This is a genomic window from Pseudomonas mangrovi, from assembly GCF_003052585.1.
Classification (GTDB): Bacteria; Pseudomonadota; Gammaproteobacteria; order Pseudomonadales; family Pseudomonadaceae; genus Aquipseudomonas; species Aquipseudomonas mangrovi.
This window is the reverse complement of record NZ_QASN01000007.1, coordinates 161,520-184,757: the sequence shown is the minus strand read 5'-3', so window position 1 is coordinate 184,757 and position 23,238 is coordinate 161,520. Positions and strand designations below refer to the sequence as shown.

The following is a 23,238-nucleotide window of genomic DNA, read 5'->3' as shown; positions in this document are numbered from 1 at the left end:
GGTATTCGAAAAGATGACGCATGCGTCAGAGATTCTTGTAGTGCGCCCGCAGAGCTTCGATCGGCTCGTTGCGTACCGGGAACAGGTCGCTCCGGCGGTCGGCGAGGAAGCATTCTAAGGTACGCCCCACGGTCGGGAAAGCCAGCTCCGACCAGGGAATATCCCTTTCGTCGAACAGCTGCACCTCCAGGCTCTCCTCGCCTGCGGCAAACTCGCCGTCGCTCAGTTCGGCGCGGAAGAACATGTACACCTGATTGATGTGCGGCAGGTCGAACAGGGTATACAGCTGTAGGCTCTCGACCCGTGCGCAGGCTTCCTCCCAGGTCTCCCTGCGGGCGGCAGCCTCCATGGTTTCGCCGTTCTCCATGAAACCTGCCGGCAGGGTCCAGTAGCCGCGGCGCGGCTGAATCGCCCGGCGGCAGAGCAGGATGCGGTCCTGCCACACCGGTAGGCAGCCAGCGATGATGCGCGGATTCTGGTAGTGCACGGTCTGGCAGTTGTCGCAGACGAAGCGCGGCCGGTTGTCGCCGTCGGGGATTCGCTGCACCACGGGGTTGCCGCACTGGCTACAGAATTTCATTGTTTGCTCGCAGGTTTTCTTGTCGCTCGATATTGACTCTCCCTGGCGGCGTCGAGCAAGCGCCGGCCCCGCTTTGCTGACGAGTCTGCAGGCTTGGGCGGGGCGTTCTTTCGTGCCATGATGCCGCCGATAAGCGATGAGAGATTTCCCATGCTGGACGAGTTGCTCCAACGTGTGCGCGGCTTCACGCCACAGGATCTGGAGATCGACGCGCGTTTTCCCGAGGCTGCGGTGCTGCTGCCGATCACCCGCAGCGAGGACCCCGAGCTGGTCCTGACCCTGCGTGCCAGCGGGTTGTCGACCCACGGCGGCGAGGTGGCCTTTCCCGGCGGTCGGCGCGACCCGGAGGATGCCAGCCTGATGCACACGGCCCTGCGCGAGGCGGAGGAGGAGGTCGGTCTGCCGCCGGGTCTGGTGGAGATCGTCGGCCCCTTGAGCCCGCTGGTATCGCGCCACGGGATCAAGGTCACGCCCTATGTCGGATTGGTGCCGGACTACGTCGAATATCGCCCCAACGACGCCGAGATCGCTGCCGTCTTCCAGGTGCCGCTGAGCTTCTTCCGCGAGGACCAGCGCGAGGTCACTCATCGCATCGATTATCTCGGGCGCAGCTGGTATGTGCCCTGTTATCGCTATCAGCAGTTCAAGATCTGGGGGCTCACGGCGATCATGGTGGTGGAGCTGGTCAACCTGCTCTACGACGCCGACATCGCCCTGCACCGGCCACCGGAATCCTTCATCCATCTGGGCTGATGCCCACTCAGGAGCACGCATGAAATACCGTCTGGGGGATGCCCGGGTCGAGGCCGACCCGCAAAGCTGGATCGCTCCCAACGCCTCTCTGGTCGGCAAGGTCCGCCTCGAGGCCGGCGCCAGTGTCTGGTTCAACGCCGTGTTGCGCGGCGACAACGAGCTTATCCACATTGGTGAAAATGCCAACGTCCAGGATGGCAGCGTGCTGCACACCGACATGGGCTTTCCGCTGTCGGTCGGCAAGGGCGTGACCATCGGCCACAAGGTCATGTTGCACGGCTGCAGCATCGGCGAATACAGCCTGATCGGCATCAACGCCGTGGTGCTCAACGGCGCGAAGATTGGCAAGTACTGCATCATCGGCGCCAACGCGCTGATCGCCGAGGGCAAGGAAATCCCCGACGGCAGCCTGGTGATGGGCTCTCCCGGCAAGGTGGTGCGCCAGCTGTCCGAGCAGCAGATGAAGATGCTCGAAGCCAGCGCCGCGCACTACGTGCACAACGCCCAGCGCTACGCGCGCGAGCTGCAGGTTGACGACGAATGACGGCGTCGGCGCCGGTGGCCTCGCCCTGTGTGCATGTCTGCGCGCTGGACGATGACGACATCTGCATCGGCTGCCAGCGCAGTGCCGCCGAGATCACCCGCTGGAGTCGGATGGACGACCATGAACGCCGCGAGGTGCTGGCGCGCTGCCAGGTCCGTGCCGAGGCTGCCGGGCTGTTGCTGAGCCAGCCGCGCTAGCCCCTGCGCACTGCCATTTGCCGCCGGCTTCGCGCCGCGTGCCCTGAATAGATGAGGAATATCGACATGCCCCGAATTGGAACCCCATTGTCGTCGAGTGCGACCCGCGTACTCCTGTGTGGCGCAGGTGAGCTGGGCAAGGAAGTGGTGATCGAACTGCAGCGCCTGGGGGTTGAGGTGATTGCGGTCGATCGCTATGCCGATGCGCCGGCGATGCAGGTGGCCCATCGCTGCCATGTGATCGACATGCTCGACGGCGTCGCGCTGCGTGCGGTCATCGAGCAGGAGCAGCCGCACTACATCGTCCCGGAAATCGAGGCCATCGCCACGGCGACCCTGGTCGAGCTGGAGAGCAAAGGCTTCACCGTCATACCCACCGCGCGGGCGGCGCAGTTGACCATGAATCGTGAGGGTATTCGCCGCCTGGCGGCCGAGGAGCTGGGTGTGCCGACCTCGCCCTATCGCTTTGCCGACAGCTTTGCCGAATACGTCGATGCGGTGCAGGCGGTGGGCTACCCCTGCGTGGTCAAGCCGATCATGAGCTCCTCCGGCAAAGGCCAGTCGTTGCTGCGTGATGAAGCCGAACTTGAGGCTGCTTGGGACTACGCCCAGCAGGGCGGGCGTGCTGGCAAGGGGCGGGTGATCGTCGAGGGCTTCATCGATTTCGACTACGAGATCACCCTGCTCACCGTGCGCCATGCTGGCGGTACCAGCTTCTGCGCACCCATCGGCCATCGTCAGGTCAAGGGCGACTATCACGAGTCCTGGCAGCCGCAGGCGATGAGTCCGGCGGCGCTGGCCGAGTCCGAGCGCATCTCGCGGCGGGTCACCGAGGCATTGGGTGGCCGCGGGATCTTTGGCGTCGAACTGTTCGTGCGCGGTGATCAAGTGTGGTTCAGCGAGGTCTCGCCACGGCCCCATGACACGGGCCTGGTGACCCTGATTTCCCAGGACTTGTCCGAATTCGCCCTGCATGCGCGGGCGATTCTCGGTCTGCCCATCCCGCTGATCCGCCAGTTCGGGCCCAGTGCGTCCGCTGTGATCCTGGTCGAAGGCCATTCGCGGGAAACCGCCTTCGGCAATCTGGCGGCGGCACTGGCCGAGCCGGACACCGCGCTGCGCCTGTTCGGCAAGCCGGAGGTCGCCGGCCAGCGGCGCATGGGCGTGGCCCTGGCGCGGGATGAGTCGGTCGAGGCGGCGCGAGCCAAGGCCACCCGTGCCGCGCAGGCGGTCGACGTTACCCTGTGATCGCGCTGCTGCATCTGCTCTGGTGGATGCTTGCGCTCATCCTGCTGCCGCTGCTTCTGCCGCAAGCCTTGCATACCCGCCGCCACGCGCTGCGCCTGCCGCCGGCAGCAGGACCGCAGTGCGGTGAGGTGGGTGTCGGCGAGTCGCTGCATGTGCTGGTACTGGGCGAGTCGACCGTGGCCGGCGTAGGGGTTGAAACTCAGTCCGAAGGACTCGCCGCGCAGCTGGCAATTGCGCTCGCTGCGCAGGGCCGGGCGGTCGCCTGGCGCGCCGTGGGCGAGAACGGCATCACTGCAATTCAGGCTGCCGAGCGCCTGCTTCCGGCGAGTCTGGATGCGCCGGCAGATTTGGTGCTGCTGGTCTTTGGCGTCAACGATTGCACCCATTTCAGCTCACGCAGCGTCTGGCGCGAAGGGCTGCGGCGATTGGCCGAAAGCTGGCAGGCGAAGGGGGCGCAAGTGGCCTTTGCCGCTGTGCCGCCCCTGGCGCATTTCCGCGCGCTGCCCTGGATGCTGCGGCAACTGCTCGGCTGGCGCGCCACTCTGCTGGATCATGATCTGCGGGCGCTGGCGGCGGAGCTGGGCGCCCCGCACTGCGCGCTGGATCTGCCTTTTGCTGCGCAGTACCTCGCCCGCGACGGCTATCACCCGTCGGCCCTGGGTTATCGGCTCTGGGCGGAGGGGCTGGCGGCGCGCTTCAGCGGGTTTCGTCAGGCGCGCTAGGGGCTGCATCAGCCCGCCAGATGCGCACACTCTTCACCCGGTTCTCCGATGACTGGAGGATTTCCAGGCGATACGGGCCGATCTTCAGGCATACGGCACTGTCCGGAATGCTCTCCAGTGCCTCGGTGATCAGGCCGTTCAGTGTCTTCGGACCGTCGCAGGGCAGGTTCCACTCCAGCGCCTTGTTGATCTCGCGGATGTAGGCGGAGCCGTCGATCACCTGGGTGCCGTCGTCCTGAGGATGGATGTCGGGGCTACGCAGGATGTCCTGATTGCTGAACTCGCCGACGATTTCCTCGAGGATATCCTCCAGCGTCACGATGCCGAGCACTTCGCCGTATTCGTCGACGACCATGGCGATGCGTCGCTTCTGTTTCTGGAAGTTGATCAGCTGGGTCGACAGCGGAGTACTTTCGGGAACGAAATAGGGTTCGTGGCAGGCGGCTTCCAGGGCTTCCTTGGTCAGCTGGTTGTGCGTCAGCAGACGGGCGATCTGGCGCATATGGACGATGCCCAGGACCTGGTTGACGTCGTTGCGGAACACCGGCAGGCGGGTGTGGGTGGTGGTGCGCAGCTGGCCGATGATCTGCTCCAAATCGTCTTCCAGATCGATGCCCATGGCCTCGTTGCGCGGGATCATGATGTCGTTGACCGTCACCTTCTCCAGGTCGAGGATGCTCAGCAGCATGCTCTGGCGGTTGACCGGCAGGGCGTGCCCGGACTCACGCACGACGCTGCGCAGCTCCTCGGTGGTCAGGCTGTCACTGCCCTTCTTGGTCGCGTCGACGCCGAGCAGGCGCAGCAAACCGTTGCTGATGATTCCCAGCGCCCAGACCAGCGGATGGAATAGCTTCTGCAGTATCAGCAGGGGGATGGTGGCCGGATACGCCACAACCTCGGGGCGTAGTGCTGCCAGGGTCTTGGGGGTGATCTCGCCAAAGATCAGCAGTACCAATGTCAGGCCGATGGTGGCGATGGCGATGCCGGCCTCCCCCCAGAACTGCATCGCCAGAACGGTCGCGATGGATGAGGCGAGGATGTTGACGAAGTTGTTGCCGACCAGAATGGTGCCGAGCAACCGGTCCGGGCGTGCCAGCAGCGCGCTCGCCCGGCGTGCGCCGCCGTGACCTTCCTTGGCTCGATGGCGCAGGCGGTAGCGGTTGAGGCTGAGCATGCCGGTCTCCGCGCTGGAGAAGAATGCGGAGCAGACCAGCAGGAAGACGAGCAGGCCGAATAGAAAGCCAGGGTGAATGTGTTCCACGAGCGGGGCCTCGGAGCGGGGCGTGGTGACTGCTTATATATGCAGGATGAATTCGCGTACCAGCTTGCTGCCGAAGTAGGCCAGCATCAGCAGGCAGAAGCCGGCCAGCGTCCAGCGGATCGCCTTGTGTCCGCGCCAGCCGAGACGGTGGCGACCCCACAGCAGGATCGCGAAGACTATCCAGGCCAGGCAGGAGAGCGCGGTCTTGTGCACCAGATGCTGGGCGAACAGATCGTCGAAGAACATCCAGCCGGACAGCAGCGACAGCGAAAGCAACAGCCAGCCGGCCCAGAGGAAGCCGAACAGCAGGCTCTCCATGGTTTGCAGCGGCGGGAAGTTGCGGATCAGTCCGGAGGGATGCTTGTGCTTGAGCTGGTGATCCTGCAGCAACAGCAGCAGCGACTGGAACATGGCGATGCTGAGCACGCCGTAAGCCAGGATCGACAGCAGGATGTGCGCCAGAATGCCGGGGCTTTCGATGACGATGGGGGCGTTGCCGCTCGGCGCGAATTCAGCCAGCAGTGCGGTCAGGCAGCCCAACGGGAAGAGCAGGATCAGCAGGTTCGACACTGGCATGCGCAGGCAGGCCAGCAGGGTCAGGAAGATCACTGCGGCGGCGATCAGGCTCGAGGCATTGAAGAAGTCCAGACGCAGGCCGTCGATGGCAAGCAGCTGCAGCAACAGACTGAAGGCGTGTGCTACCAGGGCGACAGCGCCGAGCAGGCCGAGCAGGCGGGTATCGGGCTTTTCCCGGCGAGCCAGGCGCAGGCCTTGATAAGTGCTGGCGCCGGCATAGAGTGCCGCGGCCAGTAGGGTGGGCAGCAGAGGTTGCATAGATCCGTTTAGGCGAGCCCGAAAGTGCGTGAGTCTGGCATACAAGAGCGGCTGCGAGGAAGTCCCCGGCCCGGTGTCGGTGCCTCTGTCTCTTGGTTATACTGCGCGCCTTGCGGCCACCCGCCCCGGGCTTCTGGATAGGAACGCGCATGTTTGAGAATTTGACCGACCGCCTTTCGCACACCCTGCGTACCGTTACCGGCAAGGCGAAGCTGAGCGAAGACAACATCAAGGACACCCTGCGCGAGGTGCGCATGGCGCTGCTGGAGGCGGACGTCGCGCTGCCGGTGGTCAAGGACTTCGTCAATCGGGTCAAGGAGCGTGCGGTCGGTACCGAGGTGTCCAAGAGCCTGACCCCCGGCCAGGCCTTCGTGAAGATCGTCCGCCTCGAGCTGGAAACCCTCATGGGTGCCGCCAATGAGGACCTTTCGTTGCAGGCGGCACCGCCGGCAGTCGTGCTGATGGCCGGCCTGCAGGGCGCGGGCAAGACCACCACGGTCGGCAAGCTGGCGCGCTTCCTCAAGGAGCGCAAGAAGAAGAGTGTGCTGGTGGTGTCGGCCGACGTCTATCGGCCAGCGGCGATCAAGCAGCTGGAAACCCTGGCTGCCGAAGTGGGCGTGACCTTCTTTCCCTCCGATCTCAGCCAGAAGCCGGTGGACATTGCCCGCGCCGCGATCCAGGAGGCCAAGCTCAAGTTCATCGACGTGGTGCTGGTGGATACGGCCGGCCGTCTGCACGTCGATAGCGAGATGATGGACGAGATCAAGGCGGTCCACGCTGCGATCAATCCGGTGGAAACCCTGTTCGTGGTCGATGCGATGACCGGGCAGGATGCCGCCAACACCGCCAAGGCGTTCAATGACGCCCTGCCGCTGACCGGTGTGGTGCTGACCAAGGTCGACGGTGACGCCCGCGGTGGCGCGGCGCTGTCGGTGCGGCAGATCACTGGCAAGCCGATCAAGTTTCTCGGCATGGGCGAGAAGAGCGATGCGCTCGAACCCTTCCATCCGGACCGGATTGCTTCGCGCATTCTCGGCATGGGCGATGTCCTCAGCCTGATCGAGCAGGCCGAACAGACCCTGGACAAGGAAAAGGCCGAGAAGCTCACCAAGAAGCTGAAGAAGGGCAAGGGCTTCGATCTCGAAGACTTCCGCGACCAGCTCCTGCAGATGAAGAACATGGGCGGGCTCGGCGGCCTGATGGACAAGTTGCCGTCCATCGGCGGGGTCAACCTGTCGCAGATGGGCAATGCCCAGGGCGCCGCCGAGAAGCAGTTCGGGCAGATGGAGGCGATCATCAATTCGATGACCCCGGCCGAGCGGCGCGATCCCGAGATCATCAGCGGCTCGCGCAAGCGCCGCATCGCCATGGGTTCCGGTACCCAGGTGCAGGACGTCGGCCGGCTGATCAAGCAGCACAAGCAGATGCAGAAGATGATGAAGAAATTCACCGCCAAGGGCGGCATGGCCAAGATGATGCGGGGCATGGGCGGCATGCTCCCGGGCATGCCCAAGTTCTGACTCTGCCTGCGCCGCGCCGTGCTTTTCCTGGCGCGCGCAGCCTCCCGGCACGGCACGCCGCCACGGCCAGAAAAGTTCATTTGCAAAATGCCGGATAATCCTTAGAATATGCGGCCTTTCGGGCCTGGAGCCCGTGCATTCGATTTGCTAGTACCGACTACAGGAAACGATGTTCATATGGTAACCATCCGTCTTGCTCGTGGCGGCTCCAAGAAGCGCCCCTTCTATCACCTGACCGTGACCAACAGCCGCAACGCCCGTGATGGTCGCTTCGTCGAGCGCGTTGGTTTCTTCAACCCGGTTGCCACCGGCGCGGAAATCAAGCTGTCGGTCAACCAGGAGCGCGTCAGCTACTGGCTGAGCCAGGGCGCACAGCCGTCTGAGCGTGTTGCTCAGCTGCTCAAGGACGCGGCCAAGGCTGCTGCCTGAATCCCATGAATGCAACGCCCGAAGCCGCCGGTGAGCTGCTGGTCATCGGCAAGATCGTTTCGGCGCATGGCATTCGTGGAGAGGTGAAGGTCTACTCCTTCACCGATCCGATCGACAACCTGCTCGGCTACCGCAACTGGACGCTTCGGCGTGACGGTGAGGTACGACAGGTTCAACTGGTCAGCGGTCGGGCCCAGAACAAGATTCTGGTAGCCAGGCTCAAGGACCTCGATGACCGCGAAGAGGCGCGAGCCCTCGCCGGATTCGAGATCTGCGTTCCGCTCGATTCGCTACCTGATCTGCCTGACGGCGAGTACTACTGGCATCAGCTGGTGGGGCTCAAGGTCATCGACACGCACGGACAGCTGTTCGGACGTATCGATCACCTGCTGGAAACCGGTGCCAACGACGTCATTGTCGTCAAGCCCTGCTCCGGCAGCCTGGATGATCGCGAGCGTCTGCTGCCCTATATCGAGCAGTGTGTGCAGTCGATCGATCTGGCCAGTGGCGAGATGCGGGTCGACTGGGATGCTGATTTCTGAACACACGGGTGCTGCGATGACTGGCCTGCGAGTCGAAGTCATAAGCCTGTTCCCGGAGATGTTCGCCGCGATCAGCGAGTACGGCATTACCAGTCGTGCGGTGAAGCAGGGGCTGTTGCAGCTGACCTGCTGGAATCCGCGCAGCTACACCGAAGATCGTCACCAGACCGTGGATGACCGACCCTTCGGCGGTGGCCCCGGCATGGTGATGAAGATCAAGCCCCTGGAGGGAGCCCTGGCCGATGCCAGGCAGGCCGCCGGGGAGGGTGCGAAGGTGATCTACCTGTCGCCCCAGGGCCGCCCGCTGACGCAGGCGGTGGTCCGCGAACTGGCCCAGGAGCAGGCACTGATCCTGATCGCCGGGCGTTACGAAGGTATCGACGAGCGCTTCATCGAGGCGCACGTGGATGAAGAAGTGTCGATTGGCGATTACGTGCTGTCTGGTGGCGAGCTACCGGCGATGGTGCTGATCGACGCGCTGACACGGCTGCTCCCCGGGGCGCTGGGTCATGCTGATTCGGCCGAGGAAGACTCGTTCAGCGATGGTCTCCTCGATTGCCCGCACTACACCCGACCCGAGGTGTACGAGGGCAAGCGTGTTCCCGAGGTGCTGCTCAGCGGCAACCACGAACACATCCGGCGCTGGCGTCTGCAGCAAGCCTTGGGGCGAACCGCAGAACGACGTGCCGATCTTCTGGATAGCCGCTCGCTTTCTGGAGAAGAGAAGAAGCTGTTGGCGGAATACCTTCGCCAGCGGGACGATAGTTAACGTATCGATGGCGGGCCGATTGCCCGTCTCTAGGAGCACAGCAATGACCAACAAGATCATCCAGGCGATCGAAGCCGAGCAGATGAGCAAGGAAATCCCTCCCTTCGCACCGGGCGACACCGTGATCGTCCAGGTCAAGGTAAAGGAAGGTGATCGTTCGCGTCTGCAGGCCTTCGAAGGCGTCGTTATCGGCAAGCGCAACCGTGGCCTGAACAGTGCTTTCACCGTGCGCAAGATCTCCAACGGTGTCGGCGTCGAGCGTACCTTCCAGACCTACAGCCCGCTGATCGACAGCATCTCGGTCAAGCGTCGCGGTGACGTGCGCAAGGCCAAGCTGTACTACCTCCGCGACCTGTCCGGCAAGGCAGCACGCATCAAGGAAAAGCTGTCCTGAGGACTGCTTGCGGCGTAAAAGAAGAGCAGCCTACGGGCTGCTCTTTTCGTTTGTGGGCCAGTGGTGACTGCGCCCGTTGCAACCGTCCGCCTGGCTGGCCATGGATTCTAGGTCTGCGGCGGGATCAATGCAGGGCAATGGCATGAGTCCCAGAGAACAGGAAATCCAGCGCCGTACCGAGCTTTCCGTCAGTCGGGTGGCCAAGGCGGTATTCCCGCCCAGTACCAATCATCACAACACTCTGTTCGGCGGCACCGCGCTGGCCTGGATGGACGAGGTGTCCTTCGTCACCGCGACGCGCTTCTGTCGCCTGCCGCTGGTGACGGTTTCCTCCGACCGCATCGACTTCAAGCATCCGATTGCCGCAGGCTCCATCGTCGAACTGGTCGGTCGGGTGGTCAAGGTTGGTAACACCAGTCTCCAGGTCGAAGTCCAGGTGTTCGTCGAGGACATGTATTCGGCCGGTCGTGAGCACGCGATCCAGGGTGTTTTCAGCTTCGTCGCCGTCGATGAGAACATGCAACCGATCCCGGTGCTGCCGGACTTCCCGGCCTGAGCGGGGTAGTGCTGGCAGGTGCCGGCGTGGTTGTGGAAGACTGCCGCTCTTCACTCGTTTCGAGCTGCCCATGTCTGCCCTGGATCATCCACTGATCGACCGCTTCCTCGATGCCCTGTGGCTGGAAAAGGGTCTCTCGGAGCACACCCGCGCGGCCTATCGCAGTGATCTCGCGCTGTTCAACGGCTGGCTCGGTGAGCGCGGGCTGGAACTACCCGACGCGGGCCGCGAGATCATCCTCGATCATCTTGCCTGGCGTCTGGCCCAGGGCTACAAGGCGCGTTCCACGGCGCGTCTGCTCTCGGGCATGCGCGGGTTCTATCGGTACCTGCTGCGCGAACGACTGATCGCCCAGGACCCGACGCTGCAGATCGACCTGCCGCAGCTCGGCAAGCCGTTGCCCAAGTCGCTTTCGGAAGCCGATGTGGAAGCGCTGTTGGCGGCGCCGGCCATCGACGAAGCGCTTGGTCTGCGCGATCGCACCATGCTCGAGGTGCTCTATGCCTGCGGGCTGCGGGTCACCGAGCTGGTGTCGTTGACGCTGGAGCAGGTGAATCTACGCCAGGGCGTGCTGCGGGTCTTCGGCAAGGGCAGCAAGGAGCGCCTGGTGCCTCTGGGCGAGGAAGCCATCGTCTGGATCGAGCGCTACCTGCGCGACGGGCGTGGCGCTTTGCTGGGCGGGCGGCCGAGCGAAGTGCTGTTCCCCAGCAGCCGTGGCGAGCAGATGACCCGCCAGACCTTCTGGCACCGGATCAAGCTGCATGCCAGGGTCGCCGGCATCCTCAAGCCGATTTCCCCGCACACCCTGCGCCACGCCTTTGCCACCCACCTGCTCAATCACGGCGCCGACCTGCGGGTGGTGCAGCTGCTGCTGGGGCATAGCGATCTTTCCACCACCCAGATCTACACCCATGTCGCGCGCGCCCGCCTGCAGGAACTCCACGCCCGCCACCACCCGAGGGGGTGAGCCCGCTTGCGACGCACTGCGTCGCAAAGGGCGAACGACCGGCCATGGATGGCCGGGCCGGGGCCTGGTAGTGCTACGCAGTCGCGACAGGGATGTCGTCCGCAAGATCGTGGGCCCTCACTGCGTCGCAAAGGGCGAACGACCGGTCATGGATGGCCGGGCCGGGACTGGGCAATTGAGCCAGTTGCGGTAGGGGTGTCACCGGCGAGGTCGTGGCTCATGCCGAATAGCAAAGGGTGATTCGCCGGCCTTGCGGCAGCCGTCGGGCGTGCCGGACTGTCCGTCGAGGCCCGTCGCTAGCGCCCGCCGCAACACGCTGTGGTAGGCTCTGCGGCCTCATTCGTCGTACCGCCCGGAGCCTCCATGCGTCTGTCCATCCTTGCATCCGCCGTTCTGCTCAGCTGTGCCAGCGTTGTCGCCCAGGCCGCTGATCCGGAGCAGAGCATTCGTCAGGCGCTACGTCAGCTGCAGCCCGACCTGTCGGTCGACTCGGTGCAGCAGAGCCCGATGCAGGGGCTTTACGAGGTGCACATCCAGGGCGGCCGGATTCTCTATGCCAGTCCGGATGGCAAGTTCGTGGTCAATGGCCATCTGTTGCAGATAGACGGCGGCAAGGTGGTCAATCTGACCCAGCAGCAGGAATTGCGGGCGGTGGCCGATCAGGTCAACGGCATCGAGCGCAAGGAGATGGTGATCTTCTCCCCGGCGCAACCGAAGACCCATATCACCGTGTTCACCGACACCGATTGCGGCTACTGCCAGAAGCTGCACAGCGAGGTGCCGGAGCTGAATCGTCTGGGTGTCGAGGTGCGTTATCTGGCCTTCCCGCGTGGTGGCGCCGGCAGCAATGCGCACAAGGTCCTGGCCAACGTGTGGTGCGCCAAGGACCCGAAAGAGGCGATGAACCTGGCCAAGTCCCGTCGCGCCGTACCCAGCGCCGAGTGCGACAACCCGGTACTCAAGCAGTACGCCCTGGGTCAGCGCATCGGCATCGAAGGCACGCCGGCGATCATTCTCGCCAACGGGCAGCTGATTCCCGGCTACCAGCCCGCCGACGTGCTCGCCAAGGCGGCCCTGGACGCACGCTGAACGGCGCATCGAAACTTGCCTGCCGGGCGCATCTGCGCCGCAGGCACAGGCCGCAGGATCTGGCCGATTGACTAACCGCCGCGCGATTCGTAATGTGCGGCTCTTTTCCTTGCGCCCGGCGAACCGGGCGCTCCAGCGGTGATGGGGAGCTGAGCTTGAAACCGGTGAAAGTAGGTATCTGTGGACTGGGAACCGTCGGCGGCGGCACCTTCAATGTGCTCAAGCGCAACGCCGAAGAGATCGCGCGTCGCGCCGGCCGCGGCATCGAAGTGACCCAGATCGCCGCCCGCGATCCGAACCCGCGCTGCGATACCACCGGTACCGAGGTCACCGCTGACGTCTTCGCCCTGGTCAACAACCCCGAAATCGACATCGTCGTCGAGCTGATCGGTGGCTACACCATCGCCAAGGAGCTGGTACTCAAGGCGATCGAGAACGGCAAGCACGTGGTCACCGCGAACAAGGCGCTGATCGCCGTGCACGGTAACGAGATCTTCGCCAAGGCGCGCGAGAAGGGCGTTATCGTCGCCTTCGAGGCCGCCGTGGCCGGCGGCATTCCGGTGATCAAGGCAATCCGCGAGGGTCTGGCGGCCAACCGCATCAACTGGCTGGCCGGCATCATCAACGGTACCGGCAACTTCATCCTCTCCGAGATGCGCGAGAAGGGGCGGGCTTTCGCTGACGTGCTCAAGGAAGCCCAGGCGCTGGGTTACGCAGAGGCCGATCCGACCTTCGACGTCGAGGGCATCGATGCCGCGCACAAGCTGACCATCCTCGCCTCCATCGCCTTCGGCATTCCGCTGCAGTTCGACAAGGCCTACACCGAAGGCATCAGCAAGCTGACCAGCGCCGACGTCAACTACGCCGAGGCCCTCGGCTATCGCATCAAGCACCTGGGCGTGGCGCGCCGCACCGAACAGGGCATCGAACTGCGCGTGCACCCGACACTGATCCCGGCAGATCGCCTGATCGCCAATGTCAATGGCGTGATGAACGCGGTAATGGTCAACGGCGACGCCGTCGGCAGCACCCTTTATTACGGCGCCGGTGCTGGCATGGAGCCGACCGCTTCGGCGGTGGTGGCGGACATCGTCGACGTGGTCCGCGCGCTGACCAGCGATCCGACCAACCGCGTGCCACACCTGGCGTTCCAGCCGGACTCGCTTTCCGATCATCCGATCCTGCCGATCAGCGACTGCGAAAGTGCCTACTATCTGCGGATCCAGGCCAAGGATCATCCGGGCGTGCTGGCCCAGGTGGCGAGCATCCTGTCCGAGCGCGGCATCAACATCGAGTCGATCATGCAGAAGGAAGCCGAGGAGCACGACGGTCTGGTGCCGATGATTCTGGTCACCCACCGCGTGCGCGAAGCCCGTATCGACGACGCCATCGCCGCCCTCGAGGCGCTCGAAGGTGTAACCGGCAAGGTCGTGCGCATCCGCGTCGAGCAGCTCAACTAATCCGGAGCCTCAATCCCCGAGTCTGAAGCAGTGCGCGTCGGACTCGCGGTTTCAAGCTCAAACCGAAGGTTTGCACCCATGCGCTACATCAGCACCCGCGGCCAGGCGCCGGCCCTGAACTTCGAAGACGTCCTGCTCGCCGGCCTGGCCAGCGATGGCGGCCTCTACGTGCCCGAGAACCTGCCGCGTTTCACCCAGGAAGAGATCGCTTCCTGGGCCGGCCTGCCGTACCACGAGCTGGCCTTCCGCGTGATGCGCCCGTTCGTTGCCGGCAGCATCAGCGATGCCGATTTCAAGAAGATCCTCGAAGAGACCTACGCTACCGGCCCGGACGGCGTCTTCGCTCATGCCGCGGTGGCGCCGCTGCGTCAGCTCGATTCCAACGAGTGGGTGCTGGAGCTGTTCCACGGCCCGACCCTGGCGTTCAAGGACTTCGCCCTGCAGCTGCTCGGTCGCCTGCTCGACCATTTCCTGGTCAAGCGCGGCGAGCGCGTGGTGATCATGGGCGCCACCAGTGGCGACACCGGCTCGGCGGCGATCGAAGGCTGCAAGGCCTGCGAGAACGTCGACATCTTCATCATGCACCCGCACAACCGTGTGTCCGAGGTGCAGCGCCGGCAGATGACCACGCTGCTGGGCGAGAACATCCACAACATCGCCATCGAAGGTAACTTCGACGACTGCCAGGAGATGGTCAAGGCCAGCTTCGCCGACCAGGGTTTCCTCAAGGGCACCCGGCTGGTGGCGGTCAACTCGATCAACTGGGCGCGGATCATGGCCCAGATCGTCTACTACTTCCACGCTGCGCTGCAGCTGGGTGGGCCGGCGCGCTCGGTGGCCTTCTCGGTGCCGACCGGCAACTTCGGCGACATCTTTGCCGGCTACCTGGCGCGCAACATGGGGCTGCCGGTCAGCCAGCTGATCGTCGCCACCAACCGCAACGACATCCTGCACCGCTTCATGAGTGGCAACCGCTACGACAAGGACACCCTGCATCCGACCCTGTCGCCGTCGATGGACATCATGGTGTCGTCGAACTTCGAACGTCTGCTGTTCGACCTGCACGGCCGCAGCGGCGCCGAAGTCGCCCGCCTGATGGACGGCTTCAAGGCCAGCGGCAAGCTGGCGGTCGAGGACGAGCGCTGGACCGAGGCGCGGCGCCTGTTCGACTCGCTGGCGGTGGACGACGCGCAGACCTGCGCGACCATCGCCGAGGTGTTTGCCAGCACCGGCGAGGTGCTCGATCCGCACACCGCCATCGGCGTCCGTGCGGCGCGTGAATGCCGGCGCAGTCTGGCCATCCCGATGGTCATCCTGGGTACGGCGCATCCGGTCAAGTTCCCCGATGCGGTGCTGCAGGCGGGCGTCGGTCGCGAACTGGAATTGCCGGCGCATCTGGGCGATCTGTTGCAGCGCCCGGAACGCTGCACGGTGCTGGCTAACGACCTGCAGACGGTGCAGGACTTCGTCGCTGCCCACGGCAATCGCGGCAAGCCGCTCTGACCTTCGGCGTCTAGCGCCAACGGCTCCCGACCGGTGTCTGCCGGATCGGGAGCGGTCCGCCTGATCGGCTCCAGGCAAGCAGTTTTCCTCTCCCTTCCTTACCGGCGATGTCGCCATCCTCGGGCAGCGGACAGCGCCGTCGCTATCGGCTAGGCTGCGCGGATACCTTTACAGGGAGCCGCGCATGTTCGAGTCCGCAGAAATTGGTCATTCCATCGACAAGGCCGCCTTCGACGCCGAAGAGCCGATCCTGCGCGAAGCTCTGCTCGAAGCGCAGTACGAGCTGCGGGCGCAGGCGCGCTTTCCGGTGATCGTGCTGATCAACGGAGTCGAGGGGGCGGGCAAGGGCGAGACCGTAAAACTGCTCAACGAGTGGATGGACCCGCGGCTGATCCAGGTCAGCACCTTCGATCAGCAGACCGACGAAGAGCTGGCGCGGCCGCCCACCTGGCGCTACTGGCGGCAGCTGCCGCCCAAGGGGCGCATGGGCATCTTCTTCGGCAACTGGTACAGCCAGATGCTGCATGCTCGCGTCGACAAGCGCATCGACGATGCCCAGCTCGACCAGGCCATCGACCGCACCCAGAACCTCGAGCGGATGCTTTGCGACGAGGGCGCGCTGGTCTTCAAGTTCTGGTTTCACCTGTCCAAGCAGCAGATGAAGGACCGACTCAAGGCGCTGCGCGACGATCCGCTGCACAGCTGGCGCATCAGCCCGCTGGACTGGCAGCAGTCGAAGACCTACGACCGCTACATCCGTCACGGCGAACGCATCCTGCGCCGCACCAGTCGCGACTATGCGCCCTGGTACGTGGTCGAGGGTGCCGACAAGTACTACCGCAGCCTGATGGTCGGACGGATCCTGCTGGAAGGATTGCAGGCGGCGCTGGCGCTGCGTGAGCGGCCTGTGCGTCAGCCGCACGCAGCGCCACTGGCCGCAAGCCTGGACAACCTGCACCTGCTGCAGAGCCTGGATCTGAGTCAGCGGCTGGACAAGGAGCAATACCAGGAGCAGCTGATCTCCGAGCAGGCGCGACTGTCGCGGCTGTTGCGTGACAAGCGCATGCGCAAGCACGCCCTGCTGGCGGTGTTCGAGGGTAACGACGCGGCGGGCAAGGGTGGCGCCATTCGCCGCGTCGCGGCCGCCCTCGACCCGCGCCAGTACCGCATCGTGCCGATCGGCGCGCCGACCGAGGAGGAGCGCGCCCAGCCCTATCTGTGGCGTTTCTGGCGGCACATCCCGGCGCGCGGGCACTTCACCATCTTCGATCGCTCCTGGTATGGCCGGGTGCTGGTGGAGCGGGTCGAGGGCTTCTGTCCGCCGGCCGACTGGTTGCGCGCTTATGGCGAGATCAACGACTTCGAGGAGCAACTGAGCGACGCTGGCGTGGTGCTGGTGAAGTTCTGGCTGTCGATTGATCGTGATACCCAGCTTGCACGCTTCCAGGAGCGCGAGGCGACGCCCTTCAAGCGCTTCAAGATCACCGAGGATGACTGGCGCAACCGCGACAAGTGGGATCAGTACAGCGACGCGGTCGGCGACATGGTCGACCGTACCAGCACCGAGATCGCGCCCTGGACCCTGGTCGAGGCCAATGACAAGCGCTTCGCCCGGGTGAAGATCCTGCGCACCATCAACGAGGCCCTGGAGGCTGCGTTCGCCCGCGACTGATGACGGAGCATCGCTGCGCATATGCCTGGTGAATAGTCGTCGCGCATGGGCGTGCGCTTGATTTATCCTCCGCCGTCTGAGTTTTCCTGCACATCCACATACAGAACGAGGTGCTTCATGCGTGAAGTGGTGATCGTCGATAGCGTACGGACCGGCCTGGCCAAGTCCTTCCGCGGCAAGTTCAACATGACCCGTCCGGACGACATGGCTGCCCATTGCGTCAACGCCCTGCTCGAGCGCACCGGTGTGGACAAGGCGCTGGTCGACGACTGCATCGTCGGTTGCGGCTCCAACGAAGGCGCCCAGGGTTACAACATCGGCCGTAACGTTGCGGTGCTGTCCAAGCTGGGCATCGACGTTGCCGGCATGACCCTGAACCGCTACTGCTCCTCGGGCCTGCAGGCCATCGCCATCGCGGCCAACCAGATCGCTTCCGGCTGCAGCGACGCCATCGTCGCCGGTGGTGTCGAGTCGATCACCCTGACGCTCAAGAGCACCAACCGCGACAACCTGCTGAACCCGATCATCCAGGAGCGCTTCCCCGGCATCTACCACACCATGGGTCAGACCGCCGAGACCGTTGCCCGTCGCTACAACGTCAGCCGCCAGGCGCAGGACGAGTACTCGCTGCAGAGCCAGCAGCGCACCGCGCGTGCCCAGGCCGAAGGCCTGTTCAACGACGAAATCGTGCCGATGGCGGTGAAGTACTTCACCGAAGACAAGAACACCGGTGAGAAGACCATCCACGAAGGCGTGGTCGACCGTGACGACTGCAACCGTCCGGACACCACCATCGAGAGCCTGAACTCGCTGAAACCGGTCTTCGCCGAAGACGGTTCGGTCACCGCCGGCAACGCCTCGCAGCTGTCCGACGGCGCCTCGATGACCCTGCTGATGAGCCTGGACAAGGCGCTGGAGCTGGGCCTCAAGCCGCTGGCCTACTTCCGCGGCTTCACCGTCGCCGGTTGCGAGCCTGACGAGATGGGCATCGGCCCGGTGTTCGCGGTGCCCAAGCTGCTCAAGGCCAAGGGCCTGGAAGTCGCCGACATCGACCTGTGGGAGCTGAACGAAGCCTTCGCCTCGCAGTGCCTGTACTCGCGCGACACCCTGGGCATCGACCCGGAGAAGTACAACGTCAACGGCGGCTCGATCTCCATCGGCCACCCGTTCGGCATGACCGGCTCGCGCACCGCCGGCCACCTGATCCGTGAGCTGCAGCGTCGCGGCAAGCGCTTCGGTGTCGTCACCATGTGTGTCGGCGGCGGCATGGGTGCAGCGGGTCTGTTCGAAGCCTATCGCGGCTGATCGAACAACCTGCTGCAGAAAAAGCCCGCGCATTGCGCGGGCTTTTTTGTGTCTGGCCGCCACAGCTGCATCACCCGTAGGGCGGATTAGCCGCCTGCGGCGTAATCCGCCACAGGCAGCACACCTGTCGACGTGCCGAAGGCAAGGCCATGGGCCTCAACCCAAGGCGCCCATGAATCAGGACGGCATATGCAACGGCGCAATGCGCTGCGCTTGTTGCGCCCTACCGATGCCACCGGCAAGAAAAAGCCCGCGCGGGGCGGGCTTTTTCTTGATTGCATGGGTTCATCAGAGATTGCGCGTGCGGCTCTTTTCGATGATCTCGCGCGCCTGCAGCTGGCGCTCGACGTAGGAGTGAATCTCCCGTTCGGCGTCGACCCTGGTGAAGTAGGGGCCTTCCAGCGTGCCTTCGCGGGTGGCGAAGAAGTATTGGCCGTTTACCGCGCTGATCCTGTCGCTGCGGTAGTGGCTGCCCGGACCCGGGTCGGCGGAGCGTTGACCTAGCATGATTTGCACTCCCTATGCATGGCGCATGTTGCAGGTGATTCTAGAAGTATGGCGATTTGTTGAAAGAAGTCATCTTTTCGACGGTAGCTGGAGTCGGATGAACGGTTGTGCCAGTTATCTGGCACTGGCCGCCAGGATCGGTTTCAGGCCTTGCGTCCCATTGCTTCGGCCTTGATCACCCATTGCTGGCGCTGCTCTTCGCTGGCCAGGCGTACGGGCGCGAACTCGGCCAGGCGGCGCTTGCGGATGCCGCAGAAGCCCAGCGTGGTGCGGATCATCTGATGATGCACCGGCGCGCCGTAGATCCAGCGGAAATACCACGGCGGGGTGTCCAGAGTGACCAGCAGATCCGCGCTGCGACCCGCCAGCAGCTTGTCCCAGCGCTGGCTGCGACCACGAAACTTGTAGGCGAAACCCGGTAGCAGGACGCGGTCGAGAAAGCCCTTGAGCAACGCCGGCACGCCGCCCCACCAGACCGGATAGACGAAAACCAGATGCTCGGCCCAGTGGATCTGCCGTTGCGCATCCACCAGATCGGCCTCCAGCGTCTGGCTCTGGTCATAGCCCTCGTGCAGGACCGGATCGAACTGTATTTCACCCAGCCGCAGCTCATGCACCACGTGCCCCTGGCTACGCGCACCGCGGGCGTAGGCGTCGGCCAGTGCATGGCACAGGCTGCCGCTTTTGGGCGTTCCCAGAATCAGCAGAATCTTCTTGCCATCGCCTTCCATGGGGCTCGCCCCGGATTTCCTTGCTTCAGCCACTTCGTCCTGCTCCCAGCATGCTTTCAGGGCGTACCCATTGATCGAATTGTTCTGCGCTCAGATAGCCCAGTTGCAGGGCGGCCTGGCGCAGGGTGATGCCGTCGGCGTAAGCCGTCTTGGCAATCTGTGCGGCCTTGTCGTAGCCGATGTGCGGGTTCAGCGCGGTCACCAGCATCAGGCCCTGTTCGAGAAATCCGGCCATCCGCGCGGCATCCGGCTCCAGGCCGTCGATGCAGTGGCGCTGGAAGTTGCGGCAGCCATCGGCGAGTAGACGGATCGACTGCAGCAGGTTGTGCACGATCACCGGCTTGAACACGTTCAACTGCAGATGTCCCTGGCTGGCGGCGAAGCTGATGGTGGTGTCGTTGCCCAGTACCTGACAGCAGAGCATCGACAAGGCCTCGCACTGGGTCGGGTTGACCTTGCCGGGCATGATCGAACTCCCCGGTTCATTGGCCGGCAGACGCACCTCGGCCAGACCCGCACGCGGCCCCGACGCCAGCAGACGTAGATCGTTGGCCAGCTTGATGAGGGCGACCGCCAGGGTTTTCAAGGCGCCGGACAGCGCCACCAGGGCTTCGTGACCGGCCAGGGCGGCGAACTTGTTGACCGCGCTGGTCAGCGGTAGTCCCGAGAGCGCAGCGAGTTCTGCGGCGATGGCTTCGCCGAAGCCGGCGGGTGCATTGAGCCCGGTGCCGACCGCCGTACCGCCCTGGGCCAGCTCGCAGACCGCCGGCAGGGTGGCGCGAATCGCCCGTTCGGCGATCTCCAGCTGCGCGACGAAGGCGGACAGCTCCTGGCCGAAGGTCATCGGTGTGGCGTCCATCATGTGGGTGCGGCCGGTCTTGAGCAGGTCGCGATGGCGCACCGCAAGCAGCGACAGGCCGTCACGCAGCTCTTCCAGTGCCGGCAGCAGTGCGCCCTGTACCTGCTGCAGCACGGCAATGTGCATGGCGCTGGGGAAGCAGTCGTTGGAGCTTTGTGCGTGATTGACGTGGTCGTTGGGGTGGACCGGCTGCTTGCCGCCACGGTTGCCGGTGGCCAACTCGTTGGCGCGTCCGGCGATGACTTCGTTGACGTTCATGTTGCTCTGGGTGCCGCTACCGGTCTGCCAGACCACCAGTGGAAACTGCTCATCGTGCCGCCCGGCGAGGACTTCATCGGCGGCCTGCTCGATCAGTCGGGCGACGTCGGCGGGCAACTCGCCGATACGTGAGTTGACCCGGGCCGCGGCCTTCTTGATCAGTGCCAGGGCGTGGATGACCTCCAGCGGCATGCGCTCGCTACCGATGGCGAAGTTGATCAGGGAGCGCTGGGTCTGGGCACCCCAGTAGGCATCCTCGGGGACCTCGATGGGGCCCAGGCTGTCGGTTTCGCTGCGACTCATTGGCACATGCTCCTGGCTGGTTGGCTGCACGCTAGCAAGCCTCTGAAATAGCACTGCGCCTGGCCTGGCGTCATGGAAACCTCCGCGGAATGCTCATCTGGCCTACGTAAGCGGCGCTTTCCCAGCTCGTTTCGCCTCGATCAGGCGTCCTCGCCGGACCTTCGCGCGCTACCTTTTTCAGAGGCTTCCTTAGGCCGCGGCAGGCGCAGCGGGTTCCTTGCCGTGGCCGGGCGCAGAGCGCCGGCTTCATCCTGGGCGCGCGCAAAGCATCCGGCAAGCAGGCGAGTCGCATGCGCTTGAGCCAGCCTGCACGCAGGCGCAGAATGGCCGCCTTTCTCTATCGAGGTTGCGCAGATGTCCTTTTGCCGAGCCCTGGGTGCAGCCTTGCTGCTGTCGTTGCCGAGTGTCCTGCAGGCCGCGGAGCCTGCGCATGTCGCCGCTGCCGAACGTTTCCTGCAGCTGGCGCATGCCGACCAGTTGGCTACGCCGGTCTATGCCCAGGTGCAGCAGGCTTTTGCCCAGCGTTTCGCCGAGGGTGGCGGCGCCGGTCGCGAGGCATTGCTGGAAAGTTACCAGGCCAAGGCGAATGCTGCGCTGGACAGCCGCATCAGCTGGAAAGAGCTCAAGCCGCAGATGCTGGCGCTCTATACCGACACCTTCAGCCAGCAGGAGCTCGAGGAGCTGATCCGCTTCTACCAGTCTCCGCTCGGCGCCAAGGTGCTGCAGAAGATGCCGATGCTCAGCGCCGAGTCCGCGCGCGTGACCCAGGAACGAGTGCTCGAGGTGGCGCCTGAGGTCAATCGCCTGCTGAATCAGATGAGTGCCGAACTGGCGCCGAAGAGCGCCGAGGAGCCGGTTCGATGAACAAGCGTGAACGTATCCAGGCCACCCTGGCCGAGCTCGGGCCCCAGCATCTGGAAGTGCTGGACGAAAGCCACATGCACAGCCGTGGCCTGGAGACCCACTACAAGGTGGTACTGGTCAGCGAAGTGTTCGAAGGGCAGTCCGCGGTGCGTCGGCATCAGAAGGTCTACGCCACGCTGAGCGAGCTGATGCCCAGCGTGCATGCGCTGGCGCTGCATACCTACTCGCCCGCCGAGTGGGCGGCCCAGGGCCAGGCGCCGGATTCGCCCACCTGCCGCGGCGGCAGCAAGCGCGACCACTGATTCGCTGCCGGCATCCGCTGGTTTGTTACACTGCGCGCCCGCTGCCGGCCTGGCCGGCGCCCTGAGCAACGCTGGCCGCCCATTACGCGGGCGACCTCCAGAGGGTTTCTTTCGATGAGCGACACCATAGTGGTGGCGGCGCTTTACCAGTTCGTTGCGCTGCCCGATTACCACGAACTGCGCGAGCCGCTGCTGCAGACCCTGCTTGAAGCGGGCGTGAAGGGCACCCTGCTGCTCGCCGAGGAAGGCATCAACGGCACTGTTTCCGGCACCCGCGAGGGTATCGATGCGCTGCGTGCCTGGCTGGATCGCGACGGTCGTTTCGCCGCTCTCGAGTACAAGGAATCGCTGTGCGCCGAGCAGCCGTTCCTGCGCACCAAGGTCAAGCTGAAGAAGGAAATCGTCACCCTCGGCGTCGCGGGCGTAGATCCCAATCGCCAGGTCGGCAGCTATGTCGAGCCACAGGACTGGAACGCGCTGATCAGCGACCCCGAGGTCCTGCTGATCGACACCCGCAACGACTATGAAGTGGCGATAGGCACCTTCGAAGGCGCCATTGACCCGCAGACCACTTCCTTTCGCGAGTTCCCCGAATACGTCCGCACGCATTTCGATCCGACCCGGCACAAGAAGGTCGCGATGTTCTGCACCGGCGGCATCCGCTGCGAGAAGGCCTCGAGCTTCATGCTGGGCGAAGGCTTCGAGGAGGTCTATCACCTCAAGGGCGGCATCCTCAAATACCTCGAGCAGGTGCCCGAGGCCGAGTCGAAATGGCGCGGCGACTGTTTCGTCTTCGACAACCGGGTCACGGTGCGGCATGACCTGCAGCCGGGCGATTACGACCAATGCCACGCCTGCCGCACGCCGATATCACTGGCGGACCGCGCCTCACCGCACTACGCGCCGGGAATCAGCTGCCCGCACTGCTGGGACAGCCTGAGCGAGAAGACCCGTGCCGGCGCCCGTGAACGACAGCGTCAGATCGAGCTGGCGCGCCAGCGCAACCAGCCGTTTCCGCTGGGTCGCGATCCGCGCTCGGCGTCCTGAAAACCACCCCTGCCCCATTGCC

26 protein-coding genes are annotated in these 23,238 nt (G+C 64.5%); 20 read left to right on the top strand and 6 right to left on the bottom strand.

Features of this window, described 5'->3' with window-relative positions:
- Window positions 1–25 precede the first annotated feature (25 nt).
- On the bottom strand, window positions 26–580 hold the full coding sequence (locus DBO85_RS05065) for an NUDIX hydrolase (RefSeq protein WP_108105885.1): 555 nt from the start codon (window positions 578–580) through the stop codon (window positions 26–28).
- Between the two features lie 150 nt (window positions 581–730).
- On the opposite strand from DBO85_RS05065, the gene DBO85_RS05060 reads away from it, so the two are divergent.
- From DBO85_RS05060 to DBO85_RS05040, 5 genes are all read left to right on the top strand, one after another.
- Complete coding sequence (locus DBO85_RS05060; protein ID WP_108105883.1) at window positions 731–1,333, top strand: CoA pyrophosphatase; 603 nt, start codon at window positions 731–733, stop codon at window positions 1,331–1,333.
- 19 nt (window positions 1,334–1,352) lie between these two features.
- Window positions 1,353–1,877 carry a gamma carbonic anhydrase family protein gene (locus tag DBO85_RS05055; RefSeq protein WP_108105881.1) on the top strand — a complete coding sequence of 175 codons (525 nt, stop codon included), beginning with the start codon at window positions 1,353–1,355 and terminating at the stop codon, window positions 1,875–1,877.
- Window positions 1,874–2,074, top strand: a complete 201-nt coding sequence (locus DBO85_RS05050) for a DUF1289 domain-containing protein (RefSeq protein ID WP_108105879.1) — start codon at window positions 1,874–1,876, stop codon at window positions 2,072–2,074. The genes DBO85_RS05055 and DBO85_RS05050 overlap by 4 nt, the downstream gene beginning before the upstream one ends.
- Window positions 2,075–2,140: 66 nt before the next feature.
- Window positions 2,141–3,322 (top strand): formate-dependent phosphoribosylglycinamide formyltransferase, encoded by a 1,182-nt coding sequence (gene purT / locus DBO85_RS05045; RefSeq protein ID WP_108105877.1) that lies wholly within the window; start codon window positions 2,141–2,143, stop codon window positions 3,320–3,322.
- Between the two features lie 26 nt (window positions 3,323–3,348).
- Window positions 3,349–4,044, top strand: coding sequence for an SGNH/GDSL hydrolase family protein (locus DBO85_RS05040; RefSeq protein ID WP_108105961.1), 696 nt, complete (start codon window positions 3,349–3,351; stop codon window positions 4,042–4,044).
- Here the strand turns inward: DBO85_RS05040 and DBO85_RS05035 are convergent.
- Window positions 4,019–5,305 (bottom strand): HlyC/CorC family transporter, encoded by a 1,287-nt coding sequence (locus tag DBO85_RS05035; RefSeq protein WP_108105875.1) that lies wholly within the window; start codon window positions 5,303–5,305, stop codon window positions 4,019–4,021. The two genes, DBO85_RS05040 and DBO85_RS05035, sit on opposite strands and share 26 nt — an antisense overlap.
- Before the next feature lie 33 nt (window positions 5,306–5,338).
- Window positions 5,339–6,139, bottom strand: coding sequence for a cytochrome C assembly family protein (locus DBO85_RS05030; RefSeq protein WP_108105874.1), 801 nt, complete (start codon window positions 6,137–6,139; stop codon window positions 5,339–5,341).
- 149 nt (window positions 6,140–6,288) lie between these two features.
- Between DBO85_RS05030 and ffh the strand changes: the two genes are divergently transcribed.
- The 12 genes from ffh (at window position 6,289) to DBO85_RS04970 (ending at window position 18,345) form a co-directional block, all read left to right on the top strand.
- A complete protein-coding gene (gene ffh, locus DBO85_RS05025) occupies window positions 6,289–7,659 on the top strand; it encodes a signal recognition particle protein (RefSeq protein ID WP_108105872.1) in 1,371 nt (456 codons plus the stop codon).
- Window positions 7,660–7,836: 177 nt separating this feature from the next.
- The gene (gene rpsP, locus DBO85_RS05020) at window positions 7,837–8,088 is read left to right on the top strand and encodes a 30S ribosomal protein S16 (RefSeq protein WP_108105870.1); all 252 of its coding nucleotides are present in this window, start codon (window positions 7,837–7,839) and stop codon (window positions 8,086–8,088) included.
- A gap of 5 nt (window positions 8,089–8,093) precedes the next feature.
- Window positions 8,094–8,630 carry a ribosome maturation factor RimM gene (rimM, locus tag DBO85_RS05015; protein WP_108105868.1) on the top strand — a complete coding sequence of 179 codons (537 nt, stop codon included), beginning with the start codon at window positions 8,094–8,096 and terminating at the stop codon, window positions 8,628–8,630.
- 16 nt (window positions 8,631–8,646) lie between these two features.
- On the top strand, window positions 8,647–9,399 hold the full coding sequence (trmD, locus tag DBO85_RS05010; protein WP_108105959.1) for a tRNA (guanosine(37)-N1)-methyltransferase TrmD: 753 nt from the start codon (window positions 8,647–8,649) through the stop codon (window positions 9,397–9,399).
- A gap of 43 nt (window positions 9,400–9,442) precedes the next feature.
- A complete protein-coding gene (rplS, locus tag DBO85_RS05005) occupies window positions 9,443–9,793 on the top strand; it encodes a 50S ribosomal protein L19 (protein WP_108105866.1) in 351 nt (116 codons plus the stop codon).
- A 142-nt stretch (window positions 9,794–9,935) separates the two neighbouring features.
- A complete protein-coding gene (locus DBO85_RS05000; RefSeq protein ID WP_108105957.1) occupies window positions 9,936–10,349 on the top strand; it encodes an acyl-CoA thioesterase in 414 nt (137 codons plus the stop codon).
- Window positions 10,350–10,419: 70 nt separating this feature from the next.
- Window positions 10,420–11,316 carry a site-specific tyrosine recombinase XerD gene (gene xerD, locus DBO85_RS04995; RefSeq protein WP_108105864.1) on the top strand — a complete coding sequence of 299 codons (897 nt, stop codon included), beginning with the start codon at window positions 10,420–10,422 and terminating at the stop codon, window positions 11,314–11,316.
- Between the two features lie 363 nt (window positions 11,317–11,679).
- Window positions 11,680–12,405: a disulfide isomerase DsbC N-terminal domain-containing protein gene (locus DBO85_RS04990; RefSeq protein ID WP_108105862.1), complete on the top strand. Its 726-nt coding sequence runs from the start codon at window positions 11,680–11,682 to the stop codon at window positions 12,403–12,405.
- A gap of 155 nt (window positions 12,406–12,560) precedes the next feature.
- Window positions 12,561–13,865 carry a homoserine dehydrogenase gene (locus DBO85_RS04985; RefSeq protein ID WP_108105860.1) on the top strand — a complete coding sequence of 435 codons (1,305 nt, stop codon included), beginning with the start codon at window positions 12,561–12,563 and terminating at the stop codon, window positions 13,863–13,865.
- A gap of 78 nt (window positions 13,866–13,943) precedes the next feature.
- Window positions 13,944–15,368: a threonine synthase gene (gene thrC, locus DBO85_RS04980; protein WP_108105858.1), complete on the top strand. Its 1,425-nt coding sequence runs from the start codon at window positions 13,944–13,946 to the stop codon at window positions 15,366–15,368.
- A gap of 184 nt (window positions 15,369–15,552) precedes the next feature.
- Complete coding sequence (gene pap / locus DBO85_RS04975) at window positions 15,553–17,040, top strand: polyphosphate:AMP phosphotransferase (protein ID WP_108105856.1); 1,488 nt, start codon at window positions 15,553–15,555, stop codon at window positions 17,038–17,040.
- 117 nt (window positions 17,041–17,157) lie between these two features.
- Entirely contained in the window at window positions 17,158–18,345 is a 1,188-nt protein-coding gene (locus DBO85_RS04970) for a thiolase family protein (RefSeq protein ID WP_108105854.1), read from the top strand.
- Between the two features lie 288 nt (window positions 18,346–18,633).
- On the opposite strand, the gene DBO85_RS04965 is transcribed toward DBO85_RS04970, so the two are convergent.
- From DBO85_RS04965 to DBO85_RS04955, 3 genes are all read right to left on the bottom strand, one after another.
- On the bottom strand, window positions 18,634–18,852 hold the full coding sequence (locus tag DBO85_RS04965) for a DUF6316 family protein (protein WP_108105852.1): 219 nt from the start codon (window positions 18,850–18,852) through the stop codon (window positions 18,634–18,636).
- Window positions 18,853–18,995: 143 nt separating this feature from the next.
- Window positions 18,996–19,583, bottom strand: a complete 588-nt coding sequence (locus DBO85_RS04960) for an NAD(P)H-dependent oxidoreductase (RefSeq protein WP_108105850.1) — start codon at window positions 19,581–19,583, stop codon at window positions 18,996–18,998.
- A gap of 25 nt (window positions 19,584–19,608) precedes the next feature.
- On the bottom strand, window positions 19,609–21,003 hold the full coding sequence (locus tag DBO85_RS04955; RefSeq protein ID WP_108105848.1) for a class II fumarate hydratase: 1,395 nt from the start codon (window positions 21,001–21,003) through the stop codon (window positions 19,609–19,611).
- Window positions 21,004–21,357: 354 nt separating this feature from the next.
- On the opposite strand from DBO85_RS04955, the gene DBO85_RS04950 reads away from it, so the two are divergent.
- The 3 genes from DBO85_RS04950 (at window position 21,358) to trhO (ending at window position 23,216) form a co-directional block, all read left to right on the top strand.
- Complete coding sequence (locus tag DBO85_RS04950) at window positions 21,358–21,867, top strand: DUF2059 domain-containing protein (protein ID WP_108105846.1); 510 nt, start codon at window positions 21,358–21,360, stop codon at window positions 21,865–21,867.
- The gene (locus DBO85_RS04945; protein ID WP_108105844.1) at window positions 21,864–22,169 is read left to right on the top strand and encodes a BolA family protein; all 306 of its coding nucleotides are present in this window, start codon (window positions 21,864–21,866) and stop codon (window positions 22,167–22,169) included. The genes DBO85_RS04950 and DBO85_RS04945 overlap by 4 nt, the downstream gene beginning before the upstream one ends.
- 114 nt (window positions 22,170–22,283) lie before the next feature.
- Complete coding sequence (trhO, locus tag DBO85_RS04940) at window positions 22,284–23,216, top strand: oxygen-dependent tRNA uridine(34) hydroxylase TrhO (RefSeq protein ID WP_108105842.1); 933 nt, start codon at window positions 22,284–22,286, stop codon at window positions 23,214–23,216.
- The last annotated feature ends 22 nt before the right edge of the window (window positions 23,217–23,238 follow it).

Excerpts from the sequence above, each read along its gene's own strand:
- DBO85_RS05065 (WP_108105885.1), bottom strand. The coding sequence starts at position 580 with ATGAAATTCTGTAGCCAGTGCGGCAACCCCGTGGTGCAGCGAATCCCC.
- DBO85_RS04965 (WP_108105852.1), bottom strand. The coding sequence starts at position 18,852 with ATGCTAGGTCAACGCTCCGCCGACCCGGGTCCGGGCAGCCACTACCGC.
- xerD (WP_108105864.1), top strand. The coding sequence starts at position 10,420 with ATGTCTGCCCTGGATCATCCACTGATCGACCGCTTCCTCGATGCCCTG.
- DBO85_RS05060 (WP_108105883.1), top strand. The coding sequence starts at position 731 with ATGCTGGACGAGTTGCTCCAACGTGTGCGCGGCTTCACGCCACAGGAT.
- DBO85_RS05050 (WP_108105879.1), top strand. The coding sequence starts at position 1,874 with ATGACGGCGTCGGCGCCGGTGGCCTCGCCCTGTGTGCATGTCTGCGCG.
- DBO85_RS05030 (WP_108105874.1), bottom strand. The coding sequence starts at position 6,139 with ATGCAACCTCTGCTGCCCACCCTACTGGCCGCGGCACTCTATGCCGGC.
- thrC (WP_108105858.1), top strand. The coding sequence starts at position 13,944 with ATGCGCTACATCAGCACCCGCGGCCAGGCGCCGGCCCTGAACTTCGAA.
- DBO85_RS04945 (WP_108105844.1), top strand. The coding sequence starts at position 21,864 with ATGAACAAGCGTGAACGTATCCAGGCCACCCTGGCCGAGCTCGGGCCC.
- DBO85_RS05000 (WP_108105957.1), top strand. The coding sequence starts at position 9,936 with ATGAGTCCCAGAGAACAGGAAATCCAGCGCCGTACCGAGCTTTCCGTC.
- purT (WP_108105877.1), top strand. The coding sequence starts at position 2,141 with ATGCCCCGAATTGGAACCCCATTGTCGTCGAGTGCGACCCGCGTACTC.
- DBO85_RS04990 (WP_108105862.1), top strand. The coding sequence starts at position 11,680 with ATGCGTCTGTCCATCCTTGCATCCGCCGTTCTGCTCAGCTGTGCCAGC.
- DBO85_RS04955 (WP_108105848.1), bottom strand. The coding sequence starts at position 21,003 with ATGAGTCGCAGCGAAACCGACAGCCTGGGCCCCATCGAGGTCCCCGAG.
- pap (WP_108105856.1), top strand. The coding sequence starts at position 15,553 with ATGTTCGAGTCCGCAGAAATTGGTCATTCCATCGACAAGGCCGCCTTC.
- rpsP (WP_108105870.1), top strand. The coding sequence starts at position 7,837 with ATGGTAACCATCCGTCTTGCTCGTGGCGGCTCCAAGAAGCGCCCCTTC.
- DBO85_RS05040 (WP_108105961.1), top strand. The coding sequence starts at position 3,349 with ATGCTTGCGCTCATCCTGCTGCCGCTGCTTCTGCCGCAAGCCTTGCAT.
- ffh (WP_108105872.1), top strand. The coding sequence starts at position 6,289 with ATGTTTGAGAATTTGACCGACCGCCTTTCGCACACCCTGCGTACCGTT.
- rplS (WP_108105866.1), top strand. The coding sequence starts at position 9,443 with ATGACCAACAAGATCATCCAGGCGATCGAAGCCGAGCAGATGAGCAAG.
- DBO85_RS05055 (WP_108105881.1), top strand. The coding sequence starts at position 1,353 with ATGAAATACCGTCTGGGGGATGCCCGGGTCGAGGCCGACCCGCAAAGC.
- trmD (WP_108105959.1), top strand. The coding sequence starts at position 8,647 with ATGACTGGCCTGCGAGTCGAAGTCATAAGCCTGTTCCCGGAGATGTTC.
- DBO85_RS04960 (WP_108105850.1), bottom strand. The coding sequence starts at position 19,583 with ATGGAAGGCGATGGCAAGAAGATTCTGCTGATTCTGGGAACGCCCAAA.
- DBO85_RS04970 (WP_108105854.1), top strand. The coding sequence starts at position 17,158 with ATGCGTGAAGTGGTGATCGTCGATAGCGTACGGACCGGCCTGGCCAAG.
- DBO85_RS04950 (WP_108105846.1), top strand. The coding sequence starts at position 21,358 with ATGTCCTTTTGCCGAGCCCTGGGTGCAGCCTTGCTGCTGTCGTTGCCG.
- rimM (WP_108105868.1), top strand. The coding sequence starts at position 8,094 with ATGAATGCAACGCCCGAAGCCGCCGGTGAGCTGCTGGTCATCGGCAAG.
- trhO (WP_108105842.1), top strand. The coding sequence starts at position 22,284 with ATGAGCGACACCATAGTGGTGGCGGCGCTTTACCAGTTCGTTGCGCTG.